Origin of the sequence: Sporosarcina sp. FSL K6-2383 (assembly GCF_038618305.1) — a bacterium.
Taxonomy (GTDB): Bacteria; Bacillota; Bacilli; order Bacillales_A; family Planococcaceae; genus Sporosarcina.
This window is the reverse complement of sequence record NZ_CP152017.1, coordinates 290086-313414: the sequence shown is the minus strand read 5'-3', so window position 1 is coordinate 313414 and position 23329 is coordinate 290086. Positions and strand designations below refer to the sequence as shown.

At 39.0% G+C, this 23329-nt stretch carries 19 protein-coding genes and 1 pseudogene; 14 read left to right on the top strand and 6 right to left on the bottom strand.

Annotated features, from left to right (window positions below; all coding sequences use genetic code 11):
- Positions 1-447: 447 nt before the first annotated feature.
- From MKZ10_RS01720 to MKZ10_RS01705, 4 genes and pseudogenes are all read left to right on the top strand, one after another.
- Complete coding sequence (locus MKZ10_RS01720) at positions 448-1986, top strand: hypothetical protein (protein WP_342507316.1); 1539 nt, start codon at positions 448-450, stop codon at positions 1984-1986.
- An 838-nt stretch (positions 1987-2824) separates the two neighbouring features.
- Positions 2825-4651 (top strand): hypothetical protein, encoded by a 1827-nt coding sequence (locus MKZ10_RS01715; protein WP_342507314.1) that lies wholly within the window; start codon positions 2825-2827, stop codon positions 4649-4651.
- A gap of 316 nt (positions 4652-4967) precedes the next feature.
- Positions 4968-5696, top strand: coding sequence for a hypothetical protein (locus MKZ10_RS01710; protein WP_342507312.1), 729 nt, complete (start codon positions 4968-4970; stop codon positions 5694-5696).
- Positions 5697-5808: 112 nt separating this feature from the next.
- A pseudogene (locus tag MKZ10_RS01705) lies at positions 5809-5895 on the top strand (cysteine hydrolase); the annotation flags it as partial.
- An 84-nt stretch (positions 5896-5979) separates the two neighbouring features.
- Here the strand turns inward: MKZ10_RS01705 and MKZ10_RS01700 are convergent.
- From MKZ10_RS01700 to MKZ10_RS01690, 3 genes are all read right to left on the bottom strand, one after another.
- Positions 5980-6495 carry a hemerythrin domain-containing protein gene (locus MKZ10_RS01700; protein WP_342507310.1) on the bottom strand — a complete coding sequence of 172 codons (516 nt, stop codon included), beginning with the start codon at positions 6493-6495 and terminating at the stop codon, positions 5980-5982.
- Positions 6496-6731: 236 nt separating this feature from the next.
- Positions 6732-7466 (bottom strand): glucose 1-dehydrogenase, encoded by a 735-nt coding sequence (locus MKZ10_RS01695; RefSeq protein ID WP_342507308.1) that lies wholly within the window; start codon positions 7464-7466, stop codon positions 6732-6734.
- Between the two features lie 112 nt (positions 7467-7578).
- Positions 7579-8208, bottom strand: coding sequence for a helix-turn-helix domain-containing protein (locus MKZ10_RS01690; RefSeq protein ID WP_342507306.1), 630 nt, complete (start codon positions 8206-8208; stop codon positions 7579-7581).
- A 160-nt stretch (positions 8209-8368) separates the two neighbouring features.
- Here MKZ10_RS01690 and MKZ10_RS01685 point away from each other — a divergent pair, with 160 nt between their 5' ends.
- A complete protein-coding gene (locus MKZ10_RS01685) occupies positions 8369-8986 on the top strand; it encodes an NAD(P)-binding oxidoreductase (protein ID WP_342507305.1) in 618 nt (205 codons plus the stop codon).
- Positions 8987-9122: 136 nt separating this feature from the next.
- Here MKZ10_RS01685 and MKZ10_RS01680 read toward each other — a convergent pair whose 3' ends face one another.
- Positions 9123-9725: a TetR/AcrR family transcriptional regulator gene (locus tag MKZ10_RS01680; RefSeq protein ID WP_342507303.1), complete on the bottom strand. Its 603-nt coding sequence runs from the start codon at positions 9723-9725 to the stop codon at positions 9123-9125.
- Between the two features lie 193 nt (positions 9726-9918).
- On the opposite strand from MKZ10_RS01680, the gene MKZ10_RS01675 reads away from it, so the two are divergent.
- The 3 genes from MKZ10_RS01675 to MKZ10_RS01665 all read left to right on the top strand — a co-directional run bounded on the left by MKZ10_RS01675 (position 9919) and on the right by MKZ10_RS01665 (position 13399).
- A complete protein-coding gene (locus tag MKZ10_RS01675; protein ID WP_342507301.1) occupies positions 9919-10656 on the top strand; it encodes an SDR family NAD(P)-dependent oxidoreductase in 738 nt (245 codons plus the stop codon).
- Positions 10657-10832: 176 nt separating this feature from the next.
- On the top strand, positions 10833-12053 hold the full coding sequence (locus MKZ10_RS01670; protein ID WP_342507299.1) for an MFS transporter: 1221 nt from the start codon (positions 10833-10835) through the stop codon (positions 12051-12053).
- Positions 12054-12211: 158 nt separating this feature from the next.
- Positions 12212-13399: a DUF4317 domain-containing protein gene (locus tag MKZ10_RS01665; protein WP_342507296.1), complete on the top strand. Its 1188-nt coding sequence runs from the start codon at positions 12212-12214 to the stop codon at positions 13397-13399.
- A gap of 146 nt (positions 13400-13545) precedes the next feature.
- Here the strand turns inward: MKZ10_RS01665 and MKZ10_RS01660 are convergent, their stop codons facing one another.
- Positions 13546-14712, bottom strand: a complete 1167-nt coding sequence (locus MKZ10_RS01660; RefSeq protein ID WP_342507295.1) for an acyl-CoA dehydrogenase family protein — start codon at positions 14710-14712, stop codon at positions 13546-13548.
- A gap of 258 nt (positions 14713-14970) precedes the next feature.
- Between MKZ10_RS01660 and MKZ10_RS01655 the strand changes: the two genes are divergently transcribed.
- The 6 genes from MKZ10_RS01655 (at position 14971) to MKZ10_RS01630 (ending at position 21892) form a co-directional block, all read left to right on the top strand.
- The gene (locus MKZ10_RS01655) at positions 14971-17064 is read left to right on the top strand and encodes an MMPL family transporter (RefSeq protein ID WP_342507293.1); all 2094 of its coding nucleotides are present in this window, start codon (positions 14971-14973) and stop codon (positions 17062-17064) included.
- 22 nt (positions 17065-17086) lie between these two features.
- The gene (locus tag MKZ10_RS01650) at positions 17087-17758 is read left to right on the top strand and encodes a response regulator transcription factor (protein ID WP_342507291.1); all 672 of its coding nucleotides are present in this window, start codon (positions 17087-17089) and stop codon (positions 17756-17758) included.
- A complete protein-coding gene (locus MKZ10_RS01645; RefSeq protein WP_342507289.1) occupies positions 17755-19134 on the top strand; it encodes a HAMP domain-containing sensor histidine kinase in 1380 nt (459 codons plus the stop codon). Before MKZ10_RS01650 ends, MKZ10_RS01645 begins: the two co-directional genes overlap by 4 nt.
- A 612-nt stretch (positions 19135-19746) precedes the next feature.
- Positions 19747-20523: a MerR family transcriptional regulator gene (locus MKZ10_RS01640; protein WP_342507287.1), complete on the top strand. Its 777-nt coding sequence runs from the start codon at positions 19747-19749 to the stop codon at positions 20521-20523.
- A 140-nt stretch (positions 20524-20663) separates the two neighbouring features.
- Positions 20664-21371, top strand: a complete 708-nt coding sequence (locus MKZ10_RS01635) for a hypothetical protein (RefSeq protein ID WP_342507285.1) — start codon at positions 20664-20666, stop codon at positions 21369-21371.
- Positions 21372-21667: 296 nt separating this feature from the next.
- The gene (locus MKZ10_RS01630) at positions 21668-21892 is read left to right on the top strand and encodes a hexameric tyrosine-coordinated heme protein (protein ID WP_342507283.1); all 225 of its coding nucleotides are present in this window, start codon (positions 21668-21670) and stop codon (positions 21890-21892) included.
- 65 nt (positions 21893-21957) lie between these two features.
- Here the strand turns inward: MKZ10_RS01630 and MKZ10_RS01625 are convergent, their stop codons facing one another.
- Positions 21958-23145, bottom strand: a complete 1188-nt coding sequence (locus MKZ10_RS01625) for an amidohydrolase (protein WP_342507280.1) — start codon at positions 23143-23145, stop codon at positions 21958-21960.
- Positions 23146-23329: the final 184 nt, after the last annotated feature.

Below are 23329 nucleotides of genomic sequence, written 5' to 3'. Positions count from 1 at the left end.
ACGGAGAACCGTATCACAAATAATAATAAAGCGGAGAACGGAGTTAACGTAAAAAGGATCTGTCATAAAGCTGAAGGTTGGAAATGGGGAAAAGTCAGAAAGAAGAGCCGATTCAGGAATTACAAAAAAATAAGTCCCCAAAAGCGATCCGGTAGGTCAGTCGCCATTGGTGGCTTTTCATTTTATGTATTACTTACCTTTCTAGATAGTGCAGAAAACCGAATTAAATGTTTGCTGGGCGCGGACACTTAACCCGGGTGACAGGGTTGGCCCCTCCTCATGTTGCAGATAAACGGCTAAGGTCCAAGCCGCTTGGCCTTTGTGGATTTATTGTTTTTGTATCTAATTATTGCGTTTCGAAAGAGAGATTCTTCACTGTAGAAATGTTTAACCTAAGTTTGTGTAAAAACCGTGCAGCAAAGTGTAGAACAGCATAGGAGGTCTTAGATGGATGCACTTCAGAACGTTTTTAATAACAGGGAGATTGCATTAGGTTGTTGGGTTATCATAGCCATTATAATCAGTCTCTTCACAAAAGCTGGAAGGAGTTTTTTTGAATCTGTCTTACCGATTGTCTTTAGTCGCAAGTTTGTTGTTTTTTATATAGTATTTCTAAGCTTCTTTTCGCTAACTGTTTTATATCTCAATCATGCCGGTTTTTGGGATTTATCGTTATTGAAAAACACCTTGTTTTGGATAATTTTAATATTTATTCCGTTATTTGTAAAAACAATTGAAAATGCAAAAGATGGCCGATTCTTTGTAAAACTAATTAAAGACAATCTTGCATTTATCGTGATTATCGAATTCGTCCTAAATTTTTGGAAGTTTAACTTGGTTGTTGAAATTTTGATTTTCCCAATCGCCCTACTTCTTGGAGGGGTTTATGTAGTTGCATCGAGAGAAGAAAAAAATGTGATTTTCAAAAAAAACTTAGATGGACTATTTGTCATTTTTGGAATTGTGGTAATTATATTCACCTTTTACAACTTAATACAACGTCCCGAAGAGATTTTAAATATAAAAACTTTGAAAGTGTTTCTACTCCCTATTTTATTGTTGGTTATGAATCTCCCTGTAGTATATGGATTGGCCCTGTATAATACTTATGAGCAAGTGTTTGTAAGGGTAAAAGGTGAACCGAAAGAACGACAAAAAATTAAACGACTACTCTTTCGATTCGCTGGAATTAATCTGACGAAAGTAACCTCGTTAAAAAATAATTTAGTGCGTACCACAGATTTAAGCAGAACTGCCGAAGAGTTAAAACTGCATTTGCGAGAATTTGAAAAATATTTGAATACCCGTATAGGAGATAATTATATGAAAAGACCACGGTTTTACATTTTATCTTTTATTCTAATGATTATTATCTGCCTGTCAGGTATTATTGCAAGTAATTCTACTGTGGGGTTGAAAGACTTAGTGACTTTCAACTTCGTATTGGATATTGAGAAAATGAAGCAAATAGTGACTTATGTATTATCAACAGGACTAGCTATTTCTATATGTTTTTTGATTTATTTCATTGGGTTTCGAAAAAGGAAATATGAAGAGATTTCTCAAATCAAAAAGTTTGCCTTACACGATTTGTTGTTATTTATTAAGTATCAAAATAGAATGTTACGGGATTTTCCACCAGTTGAAGATCCTCAAAAGCTATTCGTCCAATATATATTAATTATATATGACATTAATAGAGAGTGTGATAAAGCTATTGTTACGTATGACAACCTATTGACCAATTGGGAATTAGAAACCCTTAAACGATTACAGACATACACAGCTTTATTAATTTCAACAATAGGAATTGATGATATTGAAAGTTATAGCGTAGAAGAGTTTGTAATTTTTTTTAACGATAAAAAAACAGCTGCTATTCAAAACGAAAAGATTAATATTTTTACTTCCGATATTGAAAGAGACATCAAGAAGTATTCAGAGCAAATCAAACTTTGCATGGAAATGTTCAAAGTCAGTATATAATATTACTGCCTAAACGTTCGATGAAACATGTCATGAAATCAGGAGGGTCATTAACTGATGGATCCAAATTTTTTATCTTTGCGATGATATGCTGAACCGTATCACAAATAACATGAACTTTTGTGGTAGTTAAATTAGTTGCGTATATAAAATTTTTACTGAGCTCCTGAAGTGCAATGGAAGTTGTAAAGGGAGGAGAACCCCATGGCCCTCACTCAAATGCAAATCATCTAATCCCTAGGAGAAGTAATGAGTTGGCTAGAGCGAGAACTCAGCCGGGGATCGAATCCAGCTGAGTTACGACACCTCATGGGACGCATTGGTGAGTTATAAGTCGCGATGTATACGAATGGGAATTTGGCGGAGCATGTAAATTAAAAAGGATATGACATAGTTACGAAGGACAATGAAAGGATTTCCGTAAAGACGACGACACGTATTAGTGGGCAGCCTGACCCAGGATACCAGGCGCAGCCACAATTCGCGGAAGAACGCGAATGGATGTCTATGCCAGGCACCCTAAGACGCCGATCGACAAGGAAATCCCTACAATACATGCAAACTCGGAACGCTCATTATTCACGAATTGATTCAACCACAAACCAAACAAGGTGCCTGATCCCCAACAACTACCGTCGGGAACCAAGCACCTTATTTCATTCCACATAATCCCCAATCCATATAGACCACCCCAGCCATTATTGGTAGTATAAGACAAACAGCACTACTTTCAAGTAATGCGAAGTAATGAAGAAATTTAATTAAAGGTACCAGATGTCGGGACAATTCGGAAACGTGTTGATACCGTTCACTTAACACCTACTCCAAGGAGGACTTCATGGGTTTTAAAGATGATTTTAAGCGTGAAATGCGTAACGCAGTGAAAGATGTAGAAAAAGAAGTACATAAGACGTGGAAGATGAATTATAAAGGGCATCGTATTGAAGTCATAAACCAGATGAAAGAAGAGTTACTGATCATTGATGGTGTAACAGTGGATAGGAATAAGCGAAAGTCTATACTTTCCCATATTATCCCGTTCTCCAAGTTATCAGGGACACTTCATCTGCAAGATGGTTCAAAGCATGTTGTTTCCGTTAAACTGGGTGGTTATGTAAGGCTGAATTGCATTGTGAAAGTAGATAATGAAACCATTTTGGATGACTCTCTGAAGTTAGACTTTCTTCCGTGGGAAAATAAAGAAAAAATTGTTCCCTTTATTCAACAACAAGTTCAAACGCATACTAAAATAGTAGATGATCATTTGCCGGATGAAGATTATTTGTATGATGAAAATCAACCGCGATTGGCTGCGGGTTTATTCGATCATGTTGCTAGTGATATCCCGACACCCTTTTATGTGAAGAAACTACTAAAGCTTTTTGAAGAACAGTTACATAATCCTACTACTAAAACACGAAAAGCCACATACGAAAAAGTGATATTTGATAATATAGCTAGCTATAGCAATGCATTCATTGAACAATTCCAGCAAGCTCAATTCGATGAAGCCATTGTACAGCAAGAGGCATTATGGCTACTGGAGCATGCAGCGCATCGAGAGGTTGTGAAATTTTCAATCACTGTACTTGGCTGTACGGATTGTGAAAAGTATAAAGAGCTATTATTCACAGTAGGTCTGCATGAAGAGTTCACACCGTATGTCCTATTTGCATTGAAAAATGGCACAACGCGGGCAAACGACCAAGTTTGGCAACTTGCTCAGTCCGTTCATGGTTGGGGCAAGATTGCGGCTGTTGAACGACTGGAAGCAACGACGCCAGAAATAAAACAATGGTTGCTGACAGAGGGCTGTAGCAATAGTATTATGGATGAGTATTTAGCTTATACTTGTGCCGTAAAAGGAGAGCTTGACGTTGCTCTATACGAAGAAACGATTTCGAAAGAGCTTTATGATGGAGCAGGTCATATCATCCAAGCATTACTTAATAAGCATTCACCTGAAGGCATCGAAGATTATCCATATGCAAGCGAAGTTCTTTCGCGTTTCGTGTATCATGCGAATACGCACTGTCAAACACTTGAGGATTTTTATCCGCTCATGAAAATAAGTGAATTTTTAAATGAAGATAGTGAAGTTTGGGAAGAACGATTTAATGATCAGTGGAAACAACATGAGTACACTTCTATTCAGCAAGCGATTCACCCCTTTATAAATGATGCCAAATGGCCACAGCTTGCGATGGATGCACTACAGCAAGAAAACAATGTAAAGGCACTTGAAATTGCTTTCTTTTATCAATTAGATGTTTCGCAGAATTTGTTTAATATGCTGGGGGGAAATCCCACAAACAGTGCACTCTATGTGGCTGTTATGGATACAAATAATCGTAAGTACATCGAAGACATCTGCACATTTGCGGAAAATCATTTAACGCTATCAAATCCATCAAATGAAGAACAAGATTGTCTGCAATGCATTATTCAAGATTTGTATCGGTACGAAGGAGTGGGGGTGCCACTAATTCAAGCTGCTCTTGCATCGGATAATGTAAGTCTACAATACCATGCACTCAGTGTACTCGTAGGATGGTCTCCATCGATTTCGCAACAATCTGCTCTGCAGGAAATCATTAAGAATATTGCAATGACAACAAAAGATAAAGAAGATCGTGAGTTAGCAAAAAGATTGTTGGAAAAGTGATGAATTGTGTTGTCTTCACTACTATCCAAATAAATTCACTTTATACCTGAATCTAAACTAAAAACCACCAGAAATCCATCAATCAATTAGCGATGGATTTCTGGTGGTTTTTGTTGATTAATAAATCATTTAAAAAATAATTTCACTTCGATGTATCCTTTTCCCCCACAGTGATCTATATAAGCAGTGAGTAGGGTGTTCACAAAATAGATAAAGCAGGTGAAGGGTTATGAATCATGGTTGGATAAAGATTCATCGGGTGATACTTGAAAAGCCAATATGGATAGAGGCAACACCCGAACAGAAGGTAATTCTAATGACGTTGCTTATGATGGCCAATCACAGTGTGAAACAGTGGGAGTGGCGGGGAGAATCGTTTTCTGCGCAACCGGGGCAATTCGTTACTTCGTTGCCGTCGCTTGTCCAAAAATGCGGGAAAAACATCAGCATACAAAAAATCCGAACGGCGCTTAAAAGATTCGAACGCTACGGATTTCTAACAGATGAATCAACACATCAAAATCGACGGATAACGATTGTGAATTGGGGATTCTATCAAGGTTTAGGGGAAGTGGCAACAGACGCATCAACAGACAGCCAACAGCCGGCTAACAGACAGGTAACAGCTAACAAGAATGATAAGAATGAGAAGAAAAGTAATACTCGTGATTTCTTATTCGAAGCTTCTTCTGAATTTTATCAACTGGCACTATCTCTCGCTAAAAGTGTGAAACAAAATTGTCCAGGAGTAAAAGAACCGAACCTCCAAAAATGGTCAAATGATATGAGATTGCTAGTTGATCGGGACAAGCGAACGGTTGAGCAAATTATTGACCTGATTGAATGGTCCGGGCAACATGTGTTTTGGCATACAGTTGTACTTTCGCCCGTTTCACTGAGAAAGAACTGGGATCGTATGATTATCCAGTTCCAACAAAAGCATGCGTCGCGAAAGGGTCAAGTGCAGCAGGACCGGGTAGAGTCGATGAAGGGATTTGAGTTAGATTTTTCGAAAGGGGAAGATATGGTTAACTCATTTTTCTAAGCGCATCCATTGAACCCAGGATGCCAGTCACTATTATCGTTGAATGTGATAGCTTGGCACCCCGGGATGAGGTAATATGAGCCGTGTCATAAGTAAGTGAGATTTTTGTGTAGTCAGAACAGTCACTATTAGTGGTTTGGATGTCACATTAGTTGGGGATGGACATTCAACAACAAACAGTGGTGCATTAAGTGCAAAGGTGGAGAGTAATTTTGAAGCGATACAATCCTGAATAAGTAAAAAGTTTCCTGATAGGGATTGATATGTGTGGGCATCATCACTGTTACAATCGTTCAAAAAGGTGCGCTAGTTCTACTTTCTCCTCTTTTGAAAGTAAACTTTCAGCCATTGGAAATAGTATTTTTTCTTCTTTCACAAAATGTTGCGTTAAAGTTGTGTATGCTTGAAATGCATATACAGTGATGGCCTGCAGGTCATGCTCATCTCCCTTCTTCGATGTAATGGCTTTTGCTGCCTCCGATAAAAAATCCTGTAGATGTTGTTCAGCTTTTTCGTGTTCGAATTCCATGATTTCAATGGTTCGGTTGTGTTCCCCAGGGTGTTGATTCATCAACGGAAATAAGCTGTCGTCTTCAAGTTTAGAATGTGCCAAAAGTTTAGGATGGAAGGAAAATATAAGTTCATATAGTTTTGTAAAAAGTTGTAGTACCGTAGGACCTGTCTCAAAATCAATTTCCTCGATAAGTTCATAAAAGTGATTCATTTCTCCTTGCAATGATTGATGTTCATCCTTCAATTGTTGTAACGGAGCACAGAATAGAACATTTGAACTTTCCACTATTTACCCACTCCCATTCGCTGTATGTTTTGAGTAAGACTAATATGCTTTGAGACTAGTATAAATGAAAAGTAGGAACTAAACTGTGATAGGATTCACTTTTCCTAGGGAATAGACTATCTTTTGTTGATGTTAACAAAATGGAAGCACCGAAGCTTAATAAGTCCATTTAAACAAAGGCCGGTTTTCTAAGTTAATAGAAAACCGGCCTTTAAAAAATCACATACACACTACTATCACTGCGCAGTTAACCCACCATCAATAACGAATTCTGAACCTGTTGAGTAGCTAGATTCGTCAGATGCCAAGAATAGTACCATGTTTGATACTTCTTCTGGTTGTGCTACGCGTTTTAATGGAATATGTTTGGAGAATTCTTCTACAGCTGCTTTTGTATCTTCTTGAACAACCATTGGTGTAGCGATTACGCCTGGGTGTACAGAGTTTACGCGAATGCCCATTGGTGCTAGGTTGATCGCCGCTGCTTTTGTCATACCACGAACTGCGAATTTTGTATCCGTATAGCCGACTGCACCAGCTACTAAGCCGTTCATTGAAGAAATGTTGACGATTGAACCACCGCCGACTTTCATCATGGAAGCTGCTACGGTTTTCATACCTAGGAATACGGACACTTGGTTAATGTCTACGATGCGGCGGTATTCTTCCACTGTTATATCAAGCATATTTTTCGCCATTGTAATCCCGGCGTTGTTTACTAATACGTTTACTGGACCGAAAACCTCTTCTGCTTTCGCAATAACTGTTGCCCACTCTTCTTCAGATGCTACGTTTTGTTTAACGAAAACTGCATTTTCGCCTAATTCAGTTGCTAATGCATGTCCTTTTTCCTCATTTAAATCTGTTAACACAACTTTTGCGCCGTGCTCAACGAATAATTTTGCGTGTGCTGCACCCATACCTTGTGCTGCTCCAGTAATAACTGCTACTTTACCTGATAAACGACTCATGTAAAAAGCCTCCCTAAAATGGATTCGCATAATGTGATAGTCGACTATCACATTTCGTAATTATAAGATAACAATTTTCCGTTCAAATGTCAATTCATACGTCCATTGTTTGCTATGAGCGAATATAGCGTAAAAATACATCCTTCATCATCGTCAGTTGCTTGTCCGTGGAAAGTAACCTCGATAGATCAGTATCATGTTTAGTTAGGCTTGATTTATAGGTGAATAGGCTAAAATTCTGCACCATTGTCATGATAAAGACATCCAATTCAACATCAGATCTTAACGAGCCATCCTGCTTGCCTTGCTCACTTAATGTTAATAAAATACTAGCTAATTTACTTCGTGCAGATAAGTATTCAGCATATTGTTCAGGTGATTCCTCTGCTATTTTTTCATATAAGTCAAAGGACTCGAAAAACTTCGCCAAGCGCAGTTCTGGATCCTTGATGATGCCCATATAATAGTCCAAAATTTGTTCGATTTTTTCATAGGCAGTCATCGTTTGCTCAACAATGCCCCCGACATCCGTAGCCATTTCAGCTGTAATCGCATTGGTCGCGGCAACTATTAAAAACTCTTTTTTGGGGAAGTAGCGGAATAACGTCGCAATCCCAATGTCAGCAGCAGTCGCAATATCTTGCATTTGTATAGTTTGCACGCCTCGGTCCAAAAATAAATCCTTTGCAATCTCGATAATATGTTGTCGGCGTTGTTGTTTTTGTTGTTCACGTTTACTCATTTTCGTCACTCCAACCGTTTTCTCATGCATTGATTGTAACATGTTTACTAGGTACCCTAGATCCATATAGACGGCGCTAACCATTATTGGTAGTATATTTGCTATAAATAGGATATTTTTAAGAGGACGGAATACTAATAGAAAAGAAAGGTGAAGTGCTATGAAAATTATTGTTTTTGGCGCAACGGGCGGGGTAGGTCAATCTGTCGTGAAGCAGGCCGTAGAGAGTGGTTTTGGGGTAACGGCGTTTGTACGGACACCGACCAAGCTCGAAGTGACTCATGAGAATTTAACGATTATTAAAGGAAATGCTTTCAATCAGGCAGAGGTCTCAGCAGCAATAGCGGGTCATGATGCTGTCGTATCTTGCTTAGGCTCTAGCCAGGGCATGAAAAAGTCAACAGAGCTCCAGGAGATGGCGAAAAATATTGTTATTGGTATGCAAGAGCATGATGTGAAACGAATCGTCTACACTGCATCTGCGGGAATTCATAAAGAACTGCCAGGCATAAGTGGGAAACTGATTATGAGGGTGCTTAAAAATACGCTACTAGATCATCGGGCTGCTACAGATTATATTGAAGCGCATGGACTGAACTACACATTTGCTAGACCGATGGGGTTAACGAATGGTCCCTTTTCAGGAAAATACAGAGAATCTATAACGGGCTTACCTGAAAAATCAAGGTCAATCCCCCGTGCGGATGTTGCACATTTTATCCTGAAAGCATTAAAGGATGCACAATACGAAAACACATCGATTGGCATTTCTACTTAATTGCTCAAGATGTTAGGCATAGCCACAATACGAAAATGGATGTCTGTGCCTGATACCTTGAAACACCGCGTGATGAAGCCTCGTTATTACTTGAAAAACAATCATTATAAGCTGAATAGTAGCCCCATCTAAAAGGTTATTCATTCTTATACTTAAACGAATAAATATGTGTTTTTGATAGATCCGTTACTTCTTGGATAAACTCATCTTGTGTTTCTTTGAAATCACTTGTAATCCAGTTCAGCAATAGTCCGTGAAAACCATAGGCTGTGTAACGTTTAAAATAATCCATGTTGACGGGGATATTATTAATCGTTTTGAAAACAAACTGTTCCTGATAAATTTTTAATATCGTTTGAGGGAATCGTGTATGTAATCCTGGTAAAGTATCTTCGAATTTAATCAACTCAAAAAAATTCCTGTTCTCATAAATGAACGATACGATATTAAAGGATGATGCATTTAGCTTCGTAGTATATACTTTCTGTCCAGGTACATATGGCTTTCCTACTGAATCTTCTAACCCTTGAAGCATGGAATCGAGTAAATCTTTCGCAAGTTCTATTTTATCTTGGTAGTGGACATAAAAGGTACTCCGATTATACGAAGCACAGTTTACAATGTCTTTTACAGAAACGGAATGGTACCCATTCTTCTTAATAAGTTCGATTAGTGCTAGTTTTAAATGTTCTCTTGTTCGATTTTGTCGCTGAGATGTCTCAATTTGTTGGTCATCCATCAAAAAACCTCCCGAAAATAGACAGTCCAGTTCGAAGTGTCTATTAGATAGACGCTTCGTCAACTTTTAATGATTGTTATGTATGAGCAAAGTTGTACAATTAAATTACGGATGAAATAGTGCAAATATTGTATATCCTTTTTGGGTAAAATATAATTGTGCTATGGATATTATTATACTGGAGGGATCAATTATGGGGAAATTACAAGACAAAGTAGCCGTAATTACTGGAGGAGCATCTGGTATCGGTGCAGCAACAGCTCGTTTATTTGTAGCAGAAGGAGCCAAAGTGGTTCTTGTTGATTTAAATGAAGAAAAAGGGAAAGCTTTTGAGGAAGAATTGAAAGCGCTTAATGCCGAAGCACTATTTGTAAAAGCCAATATTACAAGTGAAGAAGATGTAGCTAATATCTTTAAACAAACAATTGAGGCTTTTGGTAAAGTGGATGTTGTGTTTAATAATGCAGGTATCGGACGTGTTCATTCGTCCCATGACTTAGAGTATTCTGAGTGGCGGAACACAGTAAATGTTGATTTAGATGGTGTATTCCTAGTGGCGCGTGAAGCAATTCGTGAGATGCTAAAAGCAGGCGGCGGTACAATCGTGAATACTGCATCTATGTACGGTTGGGTTGGTTCACCTGGTTCAGCAGCTTATAACGCAGCAAAAGGTGGCGTGATTAACTTAACACGTTCGCTTGCTCTTGAATATGCAGAACAAAATATCCGTGTGAATTCACTATGCCCAGGTTTCATCGATACACCAATTATTCCAGAAGAAAGTAAAGAAGTATTAAAATCGATGACACCGATGAAACGTCTTGGCCAAGCAGATGAAATGGCGAAAGCAGTACTATTCATGGCAAGTGACGATTCCTCATTCATGACTGGCAATAGCTTAACTGTCGACGGTGGCTATACAGCACAATAATTATATATGTAAAAAGAGAAACTCTTTTAATTTTGCCCATCATCGAATTAGGTGATGGGTTTTTCATGTGGATGTACGAATGCAATCCTGTAGCTCCATATAGACAGTACTGGACATCATTGGTAGTATTAGAAAAGTCACACTACTTTTAAATAATGCAGATACAGGAGAATAAAATGAAAAAATTTGTCTGGATTGCTTGTCTGATTTATTGTTTGAATGGGTTTGGTCATATTATCATTGGGACTGTTTTGGAGCCTATGGTTGATGCGTATGGGATTCATTATAAAGATGGCGGACAGTTGATTATGAATCAATTTTTAGGCTTTTTAGCTGGCGTCATGTTTGCACCGCTTATCGTCAATCGAATTGGCCGGAGACTGACAATTTTTCTTGCTTTACTCACTTTTGCTCTTTCCCAGTTTGTGTTTAGTTTCTTACCTAATTGGGATGTGATGTTAGTGGTTGCTCCATTTGGTGGGGCAGGAATAGGGATTGCTGAGACAATTGTCGCTGCTCTTATTATTGGGCATTTAAAGGAAAGAAAAGCGAAGACACTTGTCATGGTTGAAATCTTTTTCGGAGTAGGCGCATTAGCGATTCCGGTCATTTCTGCCTTTTTGATAGTGACAGGTGTATGGAATTTTTCGTTTGCATTTGTAGCCGTGTTTGCCTCGTTCATTATGCTGCTCTGGCTACTTCTTCCGTTTGGAGAATTGGATCCAGTTTTAAAAAAGCAGCCAAAGTCTTTAGCTGAAGACGGAAATAAACCAGCGAGAAAACGATACTCTAAAAGGCAATTGCCGATTATTGCGATGGGTGCGGTGTTTTTCTTCATGTATGTGGGAACTGAAATGGTATTGCCAAACTATTTGCCGACAATCTTGAGTAAAACAACGGATTTAGACGCCTCCGCATTGGCCATCAGCATCACCGTCTTTTGGGCTGCGATGACAATTGGACGGATCAGTATGACGGGTATCATCGATAGAATAGGCTATAGCAAGCTCTTTGTGATTTGCTGTATTGGCCAGTTTTTCACCATTATGATGTTTGCTTATTCAACCTCTGTCGCATTTAGCTTTATTTCTATATTTTTAACGGGTCTATTAATGGGCGGCGTTTTCTCAATGGGTCTTCTCATTGTGAATGAAACATCTACAGGTTTAGAGGAATGGACAACAAGCATACTAATGGCAATGGGCGGATTAGGCGGCGCATTCCTGCCGAGAATTGCAGGCGAATTGATCGATCGCTACCCAATCAGTGTTACCCTATGGGCACTCGTAGTATGTACCTTCATCCTTGCGAGTTTAATGGCCGTCATTTTTCACTTTAGAAAAAAGGCATTGGATTTTAAGGGAGTGCAAGCGGAAGAAGCGAGTAATGTTGTATAGAGTGTATTGATGTATTCAAAATAAATTGTAGTCCTACCATCATCAAAAACATTGCTATAATAAAAGAGTGTCAAATGCAGAACGAAAGCTTTGACGCTCTTTTTACGTTCAAAACGAGAATTTTAGATTCAATATGCTAGTCGGGAGTTGAAATTGAGATGAACAAGAAAGATATTGCGGCGATTCGCAAGCAATTTAAGTTGGATACGGATTTACTGACAATTACTGATATTTACAAAGTGTACATTAGGCAGGAGAGCAGTGAATTTTATCATGAGGAAAGTCAGCCATTTTCCCTTTTGGACAGGGAGCAGCAGGAGTTGTTTCTGAACAATTTTAAAAAAGTGTTAGGTGGAAAACTAGGTTTAAAACTATTTGAGGTGAAGTTTCGACAGCAAGAGGCGGAGCAAACGGACCATACGCAACAGCTTTTATATGAGGGGCTCCATACGACTGAAGTAGAAGATTGGAAAGAGAATATGCAAAGCATTGCCGAAAAGATGGTGCAAGACGTTCAATATGAAAAGGATATCGTTGTGACTTTTATTCGCGGTACTTATTTTAAACCGACGAAGAGGAATCACGAGGAAGAGGAAGTAGCCAAAACGGATGAAGTGTACAAGAACCCGTTCATTCTCTGCAGTATGAATCAGACTGAGCTGCCGAAGCGGTCACTTGTATTTGATTTCAATGAGAAGGAATTTAAGTCGCGCGACATGCTCGATCCGATTATCAATTTAACTTCTCCAATCGGTGGTTTTTTGTTCCCAGTCTTCACGGATAATGCGGCAGACGTCAATCATATTTTGTATGCGGCAGGCAAAGCGAATAAGCCAGATTACCAGTTTGTCGAGAATGTACTAGACGGCGAAGAGGTGATGACCGCTGATGATGATAAAGCGGTCTTTGAAGAAATCATAAAAGAAGTGGTAGGTAAAGAGGTAAATACTAAAACCCTTGCCAATGTCTATGATGAAATCAACAGTATGTTGATTGTAGAAGATGAGGGGGAAGAGGAATACCTTCCTGTTCTGGACACGAAAGAAGTGGAACGTGTGCTGAAGGCAAGTGGTGTGAAAGATGTCAGCACGGAAAAAGTGGAGCGGGCATTTCAGACGGTAATTGAAGACAAAACCTATGAAATGCAGGCAAGCCATATCATTCCAAGTTACACTTCTAAGTCCATCAAGATTGAAACGAAAGTAGCGAACATTGCGATTAGCCCGCAGGATTTGAGATATGTGAGGCAGGTTACTGTCAATGGAAAACGCTGCATCTTGATTGAGGTGGAAGAAGATACAATCATTGAAGGATTTACGCTGCTTCCAGAAGAGCTGTTGGAGTAGCAATCACTAAAGCATCTCTTTGAAAGTTGTGCAGTGGAAAAGGTGTAACATGGAATATAAATACGTTCTTTATCAGAAAAAGTACCACGTCCTAAACGGATTTTAGCGTTTAGAACGTGGTATTTTTATTCCAGAAGGGATTGTTACTAGGGAAGATTCTTGTCCTGATCTTGTTCAATGGCAGACAATGCTAACTTTTTGATGGTCATGTCATCCATTGGAGGATTATGCAAGCCTGCCCTGACATCGCGGTAGTAACGTTGCAAAGGATTGCTGTGCTGTAGACTTTTGGCGCCGACAATTCGCATCGCTTTATCGACAATCGTCACGGCCGAGTTGGTTATGGTATGTTTGACGACGCCAATCTCATTGGAAAGTAGACTTCTTCGAGATTCGTCGTCGTACACTTCTGCGACGCTATAGATCAGATGTCTTGCTTGTGTTAACGCCAAATCCATTTCACCGATGAGTTGTTGAACGTTTGGTAATTGGCTGATGGGTCCGTTTAGACTGTTTGGTTGATGGTTATTGGCGAAGTGGACGGCATAGTCACGTGCGGCTTGTGCAATCCCCAGATAACAGGCTGGAATGTGAAGAAGCCATGCGTTCAATTTTCCGCCACTTGCTGTAGCTGGGAGTTCAACAAGTTTTGAAGCTTCGACGATGACGTTGTTAAGCACTAAATCATGGCTTGCAGTACCTCGCATGGACATCACATCCCAAGTTTCTTCAATGGTGAGTCCTTCTAAATCCTTATGCAGCAGAAAGAAGCCAATCTTTTGTTGCTCCTCAATCCAGGCGGAGGTTAGAAAATAGGTGAGAACGGGAGAGGCGGTTGTAAAAATTTTGCGTCCCGATAAAACCCAGGCCCCGTCTTTCTTGATAGCAGTTGTGCCAGGGCGTCCACCTCGCGTTGGACTTCCTGTTTGCGCTTCACTTGCCGTACGATTGATTAACGCCCCATTCAGTATTTCCTTGGCTATAAAGTCTAAGTTGTCATCCGTCCACAGTTTTTGTTCGAAAAGCTCACCGATTACTCCGAGATTCCAGCCGATGGAAAGAGCTGTGTTCGCATCAAAACTTGCAAGTGTTTCTTGAAGTAGTACCATGTCGTAGACGGTCAATCCCGCACCACCATACGCTGTTGGAAGCGTACTGCTTGTATAACCGATATCTACTAACGATTGAATATTGTCTTTTGGAAAGAGGGATAACTCATCGATTTCGGCTGCTCCATTTTTGAATGTAGCTTCTTTGCTATATAGTTTTTGTAACCACTCTTTTTGACGCGCTGTCTTTACGAATAAATTCATAGTACTGTTCCTCCTCAAGTCGAAAATGAAAGTATGATTATATTATAATTCATATTTGTTTAGTTAGCTTTGAAAGTGAACGTTGGAATAAGTAGACTCCCTGTATTTTCAGGTAAATTAATGATTCCGTTTCACCTTCTTCCGATTAGCCCTTTGATGATCATAATGTGAAGTAATAACAAAGTGATGCGGCCTTGAATTTATATAACGTTTATATATGAAATTTATACTGTTAGAGTTATGAAAGGGAGGAAAACAATGAATTTTATAAAAGCATTAACAGATAAGGTGGCTACAAAAAAAGGTGCCTGGATAACGGTTGCACTTTGGCTCGTTTTAATGATTGGCATAAGTGCAGGACCTAAATTAGGAGATTACAAAGTAACAAATTTCCAATCCTTGCCTGATGAAGCGCAATCAATTATTACTCAAAATAAACTAGATAAGTATTTTCCAAATGATCAAGGAACACCTGGGATTTATGTATTCCACAAAGCTGATGGAGAATTGGTAATAGAAGACGTTATTACGATTATTGACGGCATTAAAGAGGCAAATATTGAAGGAATAGAAGAGATTGTAGATCTCGCAGCATTACCTCCTCAAGCATTACCGGCGTTTTTATCAGAAGATAAAACGACGATGATTGTCCCTATGAATCTCAAAGCAGGTTTAGGAAATGCAGATTATGCAGAGATTAATGACGAAACTACTGAGCTAGGTACAAAAATCGCAGCAGAGTTACAGACGGAATTTTATATTACTGGCCCAGCGGGTATTGCAGGCGATACAGTAAAATTATTTGAATCTGCAGACTTAAAGCTATTATTTACGACAATCGGAATTATTTTGGTGTTATTAATTGTCATTTATCGTTCTCCGTTATTGGCAATTATTCCATTGTTTGCAACGGTGGTAGTCTATCAAGTAGTCAACCAAACAGTGGCTTTACTTGGTGCAGGTGGACTTGAAATCAATAACTCAACAACTTCAATAATGAGTATATTATTGTTTGCAGCAGTAATTGATTACTCATTATTTGTATTCTCTCGTTATCGCGAGGAGTTAAACCATTACGAAGATAAATATGAAGCCATGAAAGTAGCAATGCGTGCAACAGCAAAACCAGTTTTATTTGCAGGTGGTTCTGTATTTGCCGCTATGATTATTTTGTACTTTGCAGATTTCCGTGATTATCAAAACTTTGCGCCAATATTTGGTACGGCATTGGCCATCATTATGATTGCTTCCGTAACACTTATACCAGCATTATTCGCGTTGTTTGGACGTAAAGCATTCTGGCCGAAAGTACCTGAATTCGGGAAATCAAAAGAAGTTAAACATGGTATTTGGGGACCGATTGCAAAATTTGTTATTCGGAAACCAGGATTAGTCGGTGGTACGGTATTACTGTTTTTAGTAGTAACAGCAGCAAATGTACTCAATTTAAATTATGAATTTAACTCAGTAAAAAACTTCCCGGCGGATTTGCCATCTCGTGTAGCATTTGAAATCGTTGAAGAGAAGTTTAATAAAGGAGATTTAGCACAAACGAATGTACTTGTTACTGGTGATGAGTTAACGCAAGAACAACTACAAGAGATTGCAACCTATTTCTCAGAAAATGAACTGATTGGTTCTGCTAGACCTTCTGGATTAACAGAGGACGGAAAATACGGTAAAATAACAGTATCCCTAAAGGAAAATCCATATAGCATAGAGGCAATTGACTTCTTAGAACAATTCCGTGAAGATCATGCAACGTACGGCTTATCAAATGATAAAGAAGTTGAATTATCATTTGCGGGTACAACGGCAAAATTAGTCGATGAACAACAAACCAATAATAAAGATATCATTAAAATTGTGATTCTAGAAACAGTACTCATTCTTGTGTTGTTACTAGGTCTAACGCGTTCATTTAAAATGCCGATATATATGATGGCAACGATTTTATTCTCATATGTATCTGCTCTAGGATTAGGAATTTTCTTAGTGGATGTTTTATTTGGATATGATGCTATTTCAACCCGTGCACCCGTGTACGCCTTTGTATTCTTAGTAGCACTCGGTATTGACTACAACATTATTCTAGTGAGTCGTTTCTTAGAAGAGCGTAAACATCTAAAAGTGAAAGATGCCTTAGAAGTTGCTATACGTAATACTGGTGGGGTGATTTCGTCTGCTGGTATAATACTTGCAGCAACGTTTGCAGCATTAATGACAATGCCGATTACTGACCTGTTTATCTTTGGGTTTATTGTAGCAATCGGAATTCTCATTGATACATTCTTAGTACGAGGAATGTTATTACCTTCACTTATTTTGTTTTTTGAAAAAGATAAAAAATAAGTCTATCAAGGAGGAAATGTAATTGTCGATATTAATCGTGGACGATGATGAAGCGATTTTACAATTAGTTTCCATCCATTTAGAACAGGCTGCATATAATGTGGAAAAAGCAAGCAATGCCGAGGCAGCGCTTGCTTTTTTGCAACAACAACCATTTGATTTAGCGATCATTGATGTGATGATGCCTGGAATGGATGGCTTTCAATTGGCGAACATAGTCACGAACCAATATGAAATCCCTGTTATTATGCTAACGGCAAAAGGGCAAATTGAAGACAAGGAAAAGGGATTTGCGCAAGGGATTGATGATTATATCGTTAAGCCTTTTGAGACGAAGGAGTTACTATTTCGTGTAAATGCCATTTTACGTCGCTATCAAAAAATAAATCAAGCGCAAAGTGTTGTTGGAAATGTCAAAATGGATCGGAATACATGGGAGCTGAAAATTGGAGATCAACAATACATTTGGCCAATGAAAGAACTAGAAGTTTTATTATATTTATTGCAACGGACAGTTGGAAATGTAAATCGCTGGGATCTAATTGACGAAATATGGGGTGAAACATTAGAGCAACCAGAATTCACATTAAATACGCATATTAATCGAATACGGGAACGGTTAAAAAGAGCTGAAGCGACTATTGAAATCGTTACAATACGCGGTTTTGGCTATCGACTTGAGGTAAAAGAATGAAATTACTACAACGTTTTATTTTATCTACATTGATTATTATTTCTATAAGTATTTTTATTGGTTTAATTTGTTCAAATATCCTTTACGTTACCTTGGTAAAGGAGAAAATGAATAATCGTTACTTAGATATTGCTGAACAATTAGCCACTCAAATGGAAGATCATGAAATAAGCCTTCAGGCATCTTCAGACTTTCTGAAAATAATGGGTCACTCTGGTTACCAAATTGCATTAGTAAAGGAAAATGGAGAACAGATTATTTTTGGAGAACAGTTTCATGGCAACGAATTAAATGATCAAATGCGGTCCTTATTTGAAGGGGAAAATACGTATCATGGTGTCAAATCCTTTAAAAATTCCTATTTAATGATGAGTCATTTTACAAATGATATAGAAAATACTGTAGGGACGAGACTAGAACTTGAAGGTGAAGAGTATGCGTTGTTTTTACGTTCCAATAACACAAGTTTCTTTACAGAGTTTCACTTAATTATTATTGGATTTATATTTGCTGTTTTTGTGAGTAGCATCATTGGCATTTTGTTAGTGTCCCGAAAGTTAACCCAGTCACTATCGGAATTGACGAGTGCAACGCAAGAAATTGCAAATCATAATTATGAGTATACCTTAATGATTAGACGAAAAGATGAAATCGGACAACTCGCTGATAGTTTCCGTATGATGCAACAGAAGTTAGCGAATACAGATAAAGCAAGAAAAAAGTTTGTGAATAATGTCTCCCATGATTTTCAATCACCATTGTTAAATATTCAAGGGTATTCAGAGTTACTAGATCGTGAACTTTCATCAAGTGAAAGCAAAAAGTATAACAATATTATTCAAACAGAAGCAAAACGATTATCAAATCTAACAAAACAATTGCTAATCCTTACTTCAATTGATCAAGGGAAATACCTGATTAATAAGAAGTTAGTAAGGATAGATGAGCAGCTCCATCAAGTTGTGCGTTCCATGCTTTGGCGTATAGAGGAGAAAGGGCTTGAATTTAAAATTGATTTGCAGCCTGTAACTGTTTATGCTGACCGCTCGTTGTTGATGAATGCGTGGGAAAACTTAATCGGAAACGCGATTAAATACAATAAAGAGTATGGGGAAATTAGTGTTCAATGTTATGAAGAGAAATCCCGAATAATTGTGAAGATTAAAGATACTGGGATCGGACTAGAAGAACAAGCATTGGAAAAAATATTTGAGCGATTTTATCGGGTGGATCAGGCACGCAATAAAGAAGGAACTGGGTTAGGGTTATCGATTGTTCGGGAAGTATTGTCTTATCATAATGCTTCTATTGAAGTTGAAAGTAATATAAACGAAGGAACGACCTTTACGATAGTTTTCGACGTTAAAGAAGTGTAATAATATATGACAATAACCCTCGTAAGTTTTGTAAAGCTTATGAGGGTTATTTTAAGTCTAACTGACATCTGTAAATGTACAGGAAGAAATTTTTGAAGGTTACTTCTCCCCAAGTGAAGGGCCCTATGAATGATTCCGCTTGGCCTCTTTCACTGATAATATGTCAGCATCAGCTCCGTATTCTCCCCTGATTACTTTCCTTGCGCCGACGGGAGTTCTCGCGGTGACTTGTTTGAGTTCCCTTGTCCCGTTTAGCTCCATTTCGACAAGGAAACATTTCGATCCGCACATCATATGAATTCCTCGTTTCTTAAGACTTTCATTTCTTCCATTGTAGGCTAACTTCACTTGAATGGGAAATCTACTGCTGTAGTAGCTTTGAAGAGGTTACGCAATCTCGGGCGTAGGTCATGGAAATTTTCATTTCGGCCCAGATTCGCTTTCTCGATTTCCACATATTATAATTATCAACATGAACTGTATCCAATAATGGAAGACACTTTACTCGGATTTTGTTCACTTGCTACACGACCAAAATCAAAATTTAAAAAAGTCCTTGCGGTTGACGTAACGTCAAGTGATAGAGTTCAAACTGAAAGGGAGTGAATAACAATGGAGAAAGAATACTCTATTGGAGAATTTGCAAAACTGACAGGAATTACTGAGCGTACACTGCGTCACTACGATCAGATTGGGCTATTGAAACCTTCGGAGTACACAGAGCATGGACATCGGAAGTATAGCAACGCATCCATTGCACAGCTTCAAAAAATAGTAGTCCTAAAATTTTTGGATTTGTCACTGGCCGAAATTTCCGAGCATCTTAAGCAACCTGAGCAGAATTTTTTGAAGACACTGGCCGTTCAAGCAAATATGCTGGAAGAAAAAAAGGAACAGCTTGAAACGGTTTTACAGACCATTGCTCGCGTTCAAAGTACCGTTTCAGAATCAAAAGCAGTCGATCCTGATTCACTGCTCATACTCATTCATGCCTTGAAAAATAAAGAGGCACGAAACCAATGGATAGATGAGCATGCGACTGGCTCGGTATATAATAAGTTACACGCATACACGGCGCAACTAGAGTTGGATCAGGAAATGACCGTGTGGACTAGTAAAATGAAGCGATTCATTCAAGAAGGAAAAGCACCTCATGATTCTGAAGTGCTAGACCATGTCGAAGCTATGATTTCGTTTATGAAGCCTATGGTCGAACCCCTTTTAGATGATGAAGCGAGGAAGCAGCTCATGAATAATGAGGGCTCTTTCCAAGAACCTAATCCGTATTTATTTCCTAGTGCATTTAACGAAGAAGAGGAGAAATTTATGGAAAAGGTGGTTGATGAGCTGATTAGCAGTAAGATAAACATTGATCAGGATGAATCATAACATTTCACCAACTAGTTCTTCAAGAACAGGCGTGATGATCGAAGTTCAAAAGCCTAATCGTTACCTCCTTGGCAAATGTAGTAGTACATTCTCAAGGCTATAATTAAAAGATGAATTAATTGGAAAAGAGGCTGGTATTCATGTATTCATTTAAACAGATTAGATGGATTGTTCTAAGTTTGCTAATGCTGCTACTTGTCGCCTGTAATGGAACACCAGGGGCTACTCCAGAACCACCCATTGAACCATCAGAGGAACAAGAACAACAGGAACAAAAATCAGAACCAGAACCAGAACCAGAACCAGAACCGGAACAACCAGTTGAAGTAGAAGAAGGAATGCCGCCAACCGTATTAGAAGCTGGTACCACAGTTATAAGGGCGTTGAAGAATGGTGATTTGAACACACTCGCGGCTTGGGCAGATCCAAATGAAGGTGTTCGGTTTTCGCCGTATGGAAATGTGAATACGGAGACGGATCTTATATTTTCTCGAGATGAACTAGAAGGTTTGATGAAGGACTCCACAAAACACTTATGGCGTTCATTTCCTGGTTCAGACACGCTGATTGAGATGCCATATAGCGAGTACCATGGGAAATTCGTTTATGATGTGGATTTCATGGAGGATGCTGAAATTACAGTGAATGAGGGCCTCGGGCAAGGCGCCATGATTTACAATTTGAATGAAGTGTATCCAGAAGACACTCATGATTTTGTTGACTACTATATGGATGGCATTGACCCAGCTGTTGAGGGGATGGATTGGCGCAGCTTGCGTCTGGTCTTTAAGAAAATTGGGGATGATCGTTCACTTGTAGGCATTATCCACGACCAGTGGACACCATGAAGTGGAAATTAAGTCTATCTTTATTCAGCAGAAGACTCCCACCACAATAGGTGTTGTGAGGAATGAGATTTTGTTTTCCTGTTCAGGGGGTGTCCAAACGCTGGCTGAATAAAGATAAAGCCTCCAGCGGATGTCACAGATTTTGAAAGGAGTTAATCGAGCAAGCTCGATTCAAAATCTGGACGCAATTACGCGAGGCGTAATTGATTAAATAAGTAATAACTTTTGGACTCTTGCGAATCTATTTGCTATATTTAAGATACAACTTATCTTGAAAACTAAAGGAGGATTTTCTTATGACTGACTGGCTTCCTAGCTTAAAGACAGAGACACCTCAACAGGGATTTGAACTGGCGATTATGCTCGCGAGAAAAGGTGTAGCTTATACTCAACCCTCAGCGGAGATTCGCAAGGATTTACGACCGAAGTATGAAGCGGATGCAGATAGCCTAACACTGGCATCACAAGTCATTGCCATCCATTTTCAAACAGTAGCGCTCGCCAATAATCATTGGAAATGAAAATAGGTGTCTAGTTCTGAAACAATATCCAATCGTTTCGGAATTAGACACCTTATTTTATTCAACTATCGGCTACCTTGCATACTACAAACAACCTGTCCAACAGCTTTTGCTGCAATGAGGAGTGCATCTTCGTCGATATCAAATTTGGGATGGTGGTTGAAATAGGGTTTTTCGACGCCTTTTGGTGAACACGCAATATAAAAGAAACAAGCAGGAAATTTTTCAGCATAGTAAGCAAAATCCTCGGAAGGCGCCATGGGTGGTACTTCTTTTACCTCTGTAATTTCTTTTATATGCGCATTTCTTAGTGCTTCAGCTACTTTTTCGGTCAGTTCGGGATTATTGTATAGGGGCGGATAATCCGGCGCATACGTCAGTTCACAACTGACATCAAACTCTGTCTCAAGCCCTTTAACAAGACGTTTTATCTCTCGTTCTATCGTTTCTTTTGTTTCAACCGTCATATAACGGATATCACCTTCAAGCACGACGCTATCTTTAATGACGTTAAACGTACCAGCCCCGTCGAATGAACCAATTGTGATGACGCCAACATCAAATGGGCTTAATCTACGACTGATGATCGTTTGAACTGCGGTTACAAAGTGAGCGCCTGCAACAATCGCATCATTTGCCAAGTGAGGTGACGATCCATGCCCACCTCTGCCTTGTATTTTTAATTTCATATATGCTCGTCCATTGAAAGCATAGCCTTTATTGTAGGCAACCATTCCAGCAGGCGCGATTGGTAATAAATGAATGCCATACACTTCATCGAGATCATCCAGAAGACCTGATTCTACAATACTTTTCGCTCCGCCTGGGGGAACCTCTTCGGCATGCTGATGAATGATTTTTATAGTGCCGGATAGTTCGGATTTCAGTTGAATCAAACAATCGGCAAGGACTAATAAATAGGCTGTATGACCATCATGTCCACATGCATGCATGACGCCTTCATTTTTCGACTTGAACGGTACAGGCGTTTCCTCCACAATGGGAAGCGCATCAAAATCTGCGCGTAATCCAATGGTCTTTCCAGGTTTCCCACCTAAGATTGTTACTATAATTCCGTAACCGTTTCCGACATTAGTTTGGACATCCACGTCTTTTCCTTTGTAAAAGTCGATAATATATTGTGCTGTTTTTTCTTCTTGGAAGGATAATTCAGGGTGCTCATGTAAAAAACGACGGATTTGAATCATTTCATCTTTTCGTTCCTCCAACATATCCATTAATTTTTCTTTCATAACTGAAACACTCCTTATATTGCTCCACTTTTACCGTCATTGTTTGGGATCGATAAGCTATAGAAAGCATACCCGATTGAAAAGATGTAAAACCTCATCCTCTACATACGTATTCCCAATGACGTGCATTCTGATAACAGCATTGGGTAAGAAGTTTAAAACGGTTGCACATTTTGCATCGCTG

What these genes read in the sequence shown, in the direction of transcription:
- MKZ10_RS01720 (WP_342507316.1), top strand. Translation starts at nt 448, where the DNA reads ATGGATGCACTTCAGAACGTTTTTAATAACAGGGAGATTGCATTAGGT.
- MKZ10_RS01715 (WP_342507314.1), top strand. Translation starts at nt 2,825, where the DNA reads ATGGGTTTTAAAGATGATTTTAAGCGTGAAATGCGTAACGCAGTGAAA.
- MKZ10_RS01710 (WP_342507312.1), top strand. Translation starts at nt 4,968, where the DNA reads ATGACGTTGCTTATGATGGCCAATCACAGTGTGAAACAGTGGGAGTGG.
- MKZ10_RS01695 (WP_342507308.1), bottom strand. Translation starts at nt 7,466, where the DNA reads ATGAGTCGTTTATCAGGTAAAGTAGCAGTTATTACTGGAGCAGCACAA.
- MKZ10_RS01690 (WP_342507306.1), bottom strand. Translation starts at nt 8,208, where the DNA reads ATGAGTAAACGTGAACAACAAAAACAACAACGCCGACAACATATTATC.
- MKZ10_RS01685 (WP_342507305.1), top strand. Translation starts at nt 8,369, where the DNA reads ATGAAAATTATTGTTTTTGGCGCAACGGGCGGGGTAGGTCAATCTGTC.
- MKZ10_RS01680 (WP_342507303.1), bottom strand. Translation starts at nt 9,725, where the DNA reads ATGGATGACCAACAAATTGAGACATCTCAGCGACAAAATCGAACAAGA.
- MKZ10_RS01675 (WP_342507301.1), top strand. Translation starts at nt 9,919, where the DNA reads ATGGGGAAATTACAAGACAAAGTAGCCGTAATTACTGGAGGAGCATCT.
- MKZ10_RS01670 (WP_342507299.1), top strand. Translation starts at nt 10,833, where the DNA reads ATGAAAAAATTTGTCTGGATTGCTTGTCTGATTTATTGTTTGAATGGG.
- MKZ10_RS01665 (WP_342507296.1), top strand. Translation starts at nt 12,212, where the DNA reads ATGAACAAGAAAGATATTGCGGCGATTCGCAAGCAATTTAAGTTGGAT.
- MKZ10_RS01660 (WP_342507295.1), bottom strand. Translation starts at nt 14,712, where the DNA reads ATGAATTTATTCGTAAAGACAGCGCGTCAAAAAGAGTGGTTACAAAAA.
- MKZ10_RS01655 (WP_342507293.1), top strand. Translation starts at nt 14,971, where the DNA reads ATGAATTTTATAAAAGCATTAACAGATAAGGTGGCTACAAAAAAAGGT.
- MKZ10_RS01645 (WP_342507289.1), top strand. Translation starts at nt 17,755, where the DNA reads ATGAAATTACTACAACGTTTTATTTTATCTACATTGATTATTATTTCT.
- MKZ10_RS01640 (WP_342507287.1), top strand. Translation starts at nt 19,747, where the DNA reads ATGGAGAAAGAATACTCTATTGGAGAATTTGCAAAACTGACAGGAATT.
- MKZ10_RS01635 (WP_342507285.1), top strand. Translation starts at nt 20,664, where the DNA reads ATGTATTCATTTAAACAGATTAGATGGATTGTTCTAAGTTTGCTAATG.
- MKZ10_RS01630 (WP_342507283.1), top strand. Translation starts at nt 21,668, where the DNA reads ATGACTGACTGGCTTCCTAGCTTAAAGACAGAGACACCTCAACAGGGA.
- MKZ10_RS01625 (WP_342507280.1), bottom strand. Translation starts at nt 23,145, where the DNA reads ATGAAAGAAAAATTAATGGATATGTTGGAGGAACGAAAAGATGAAATG.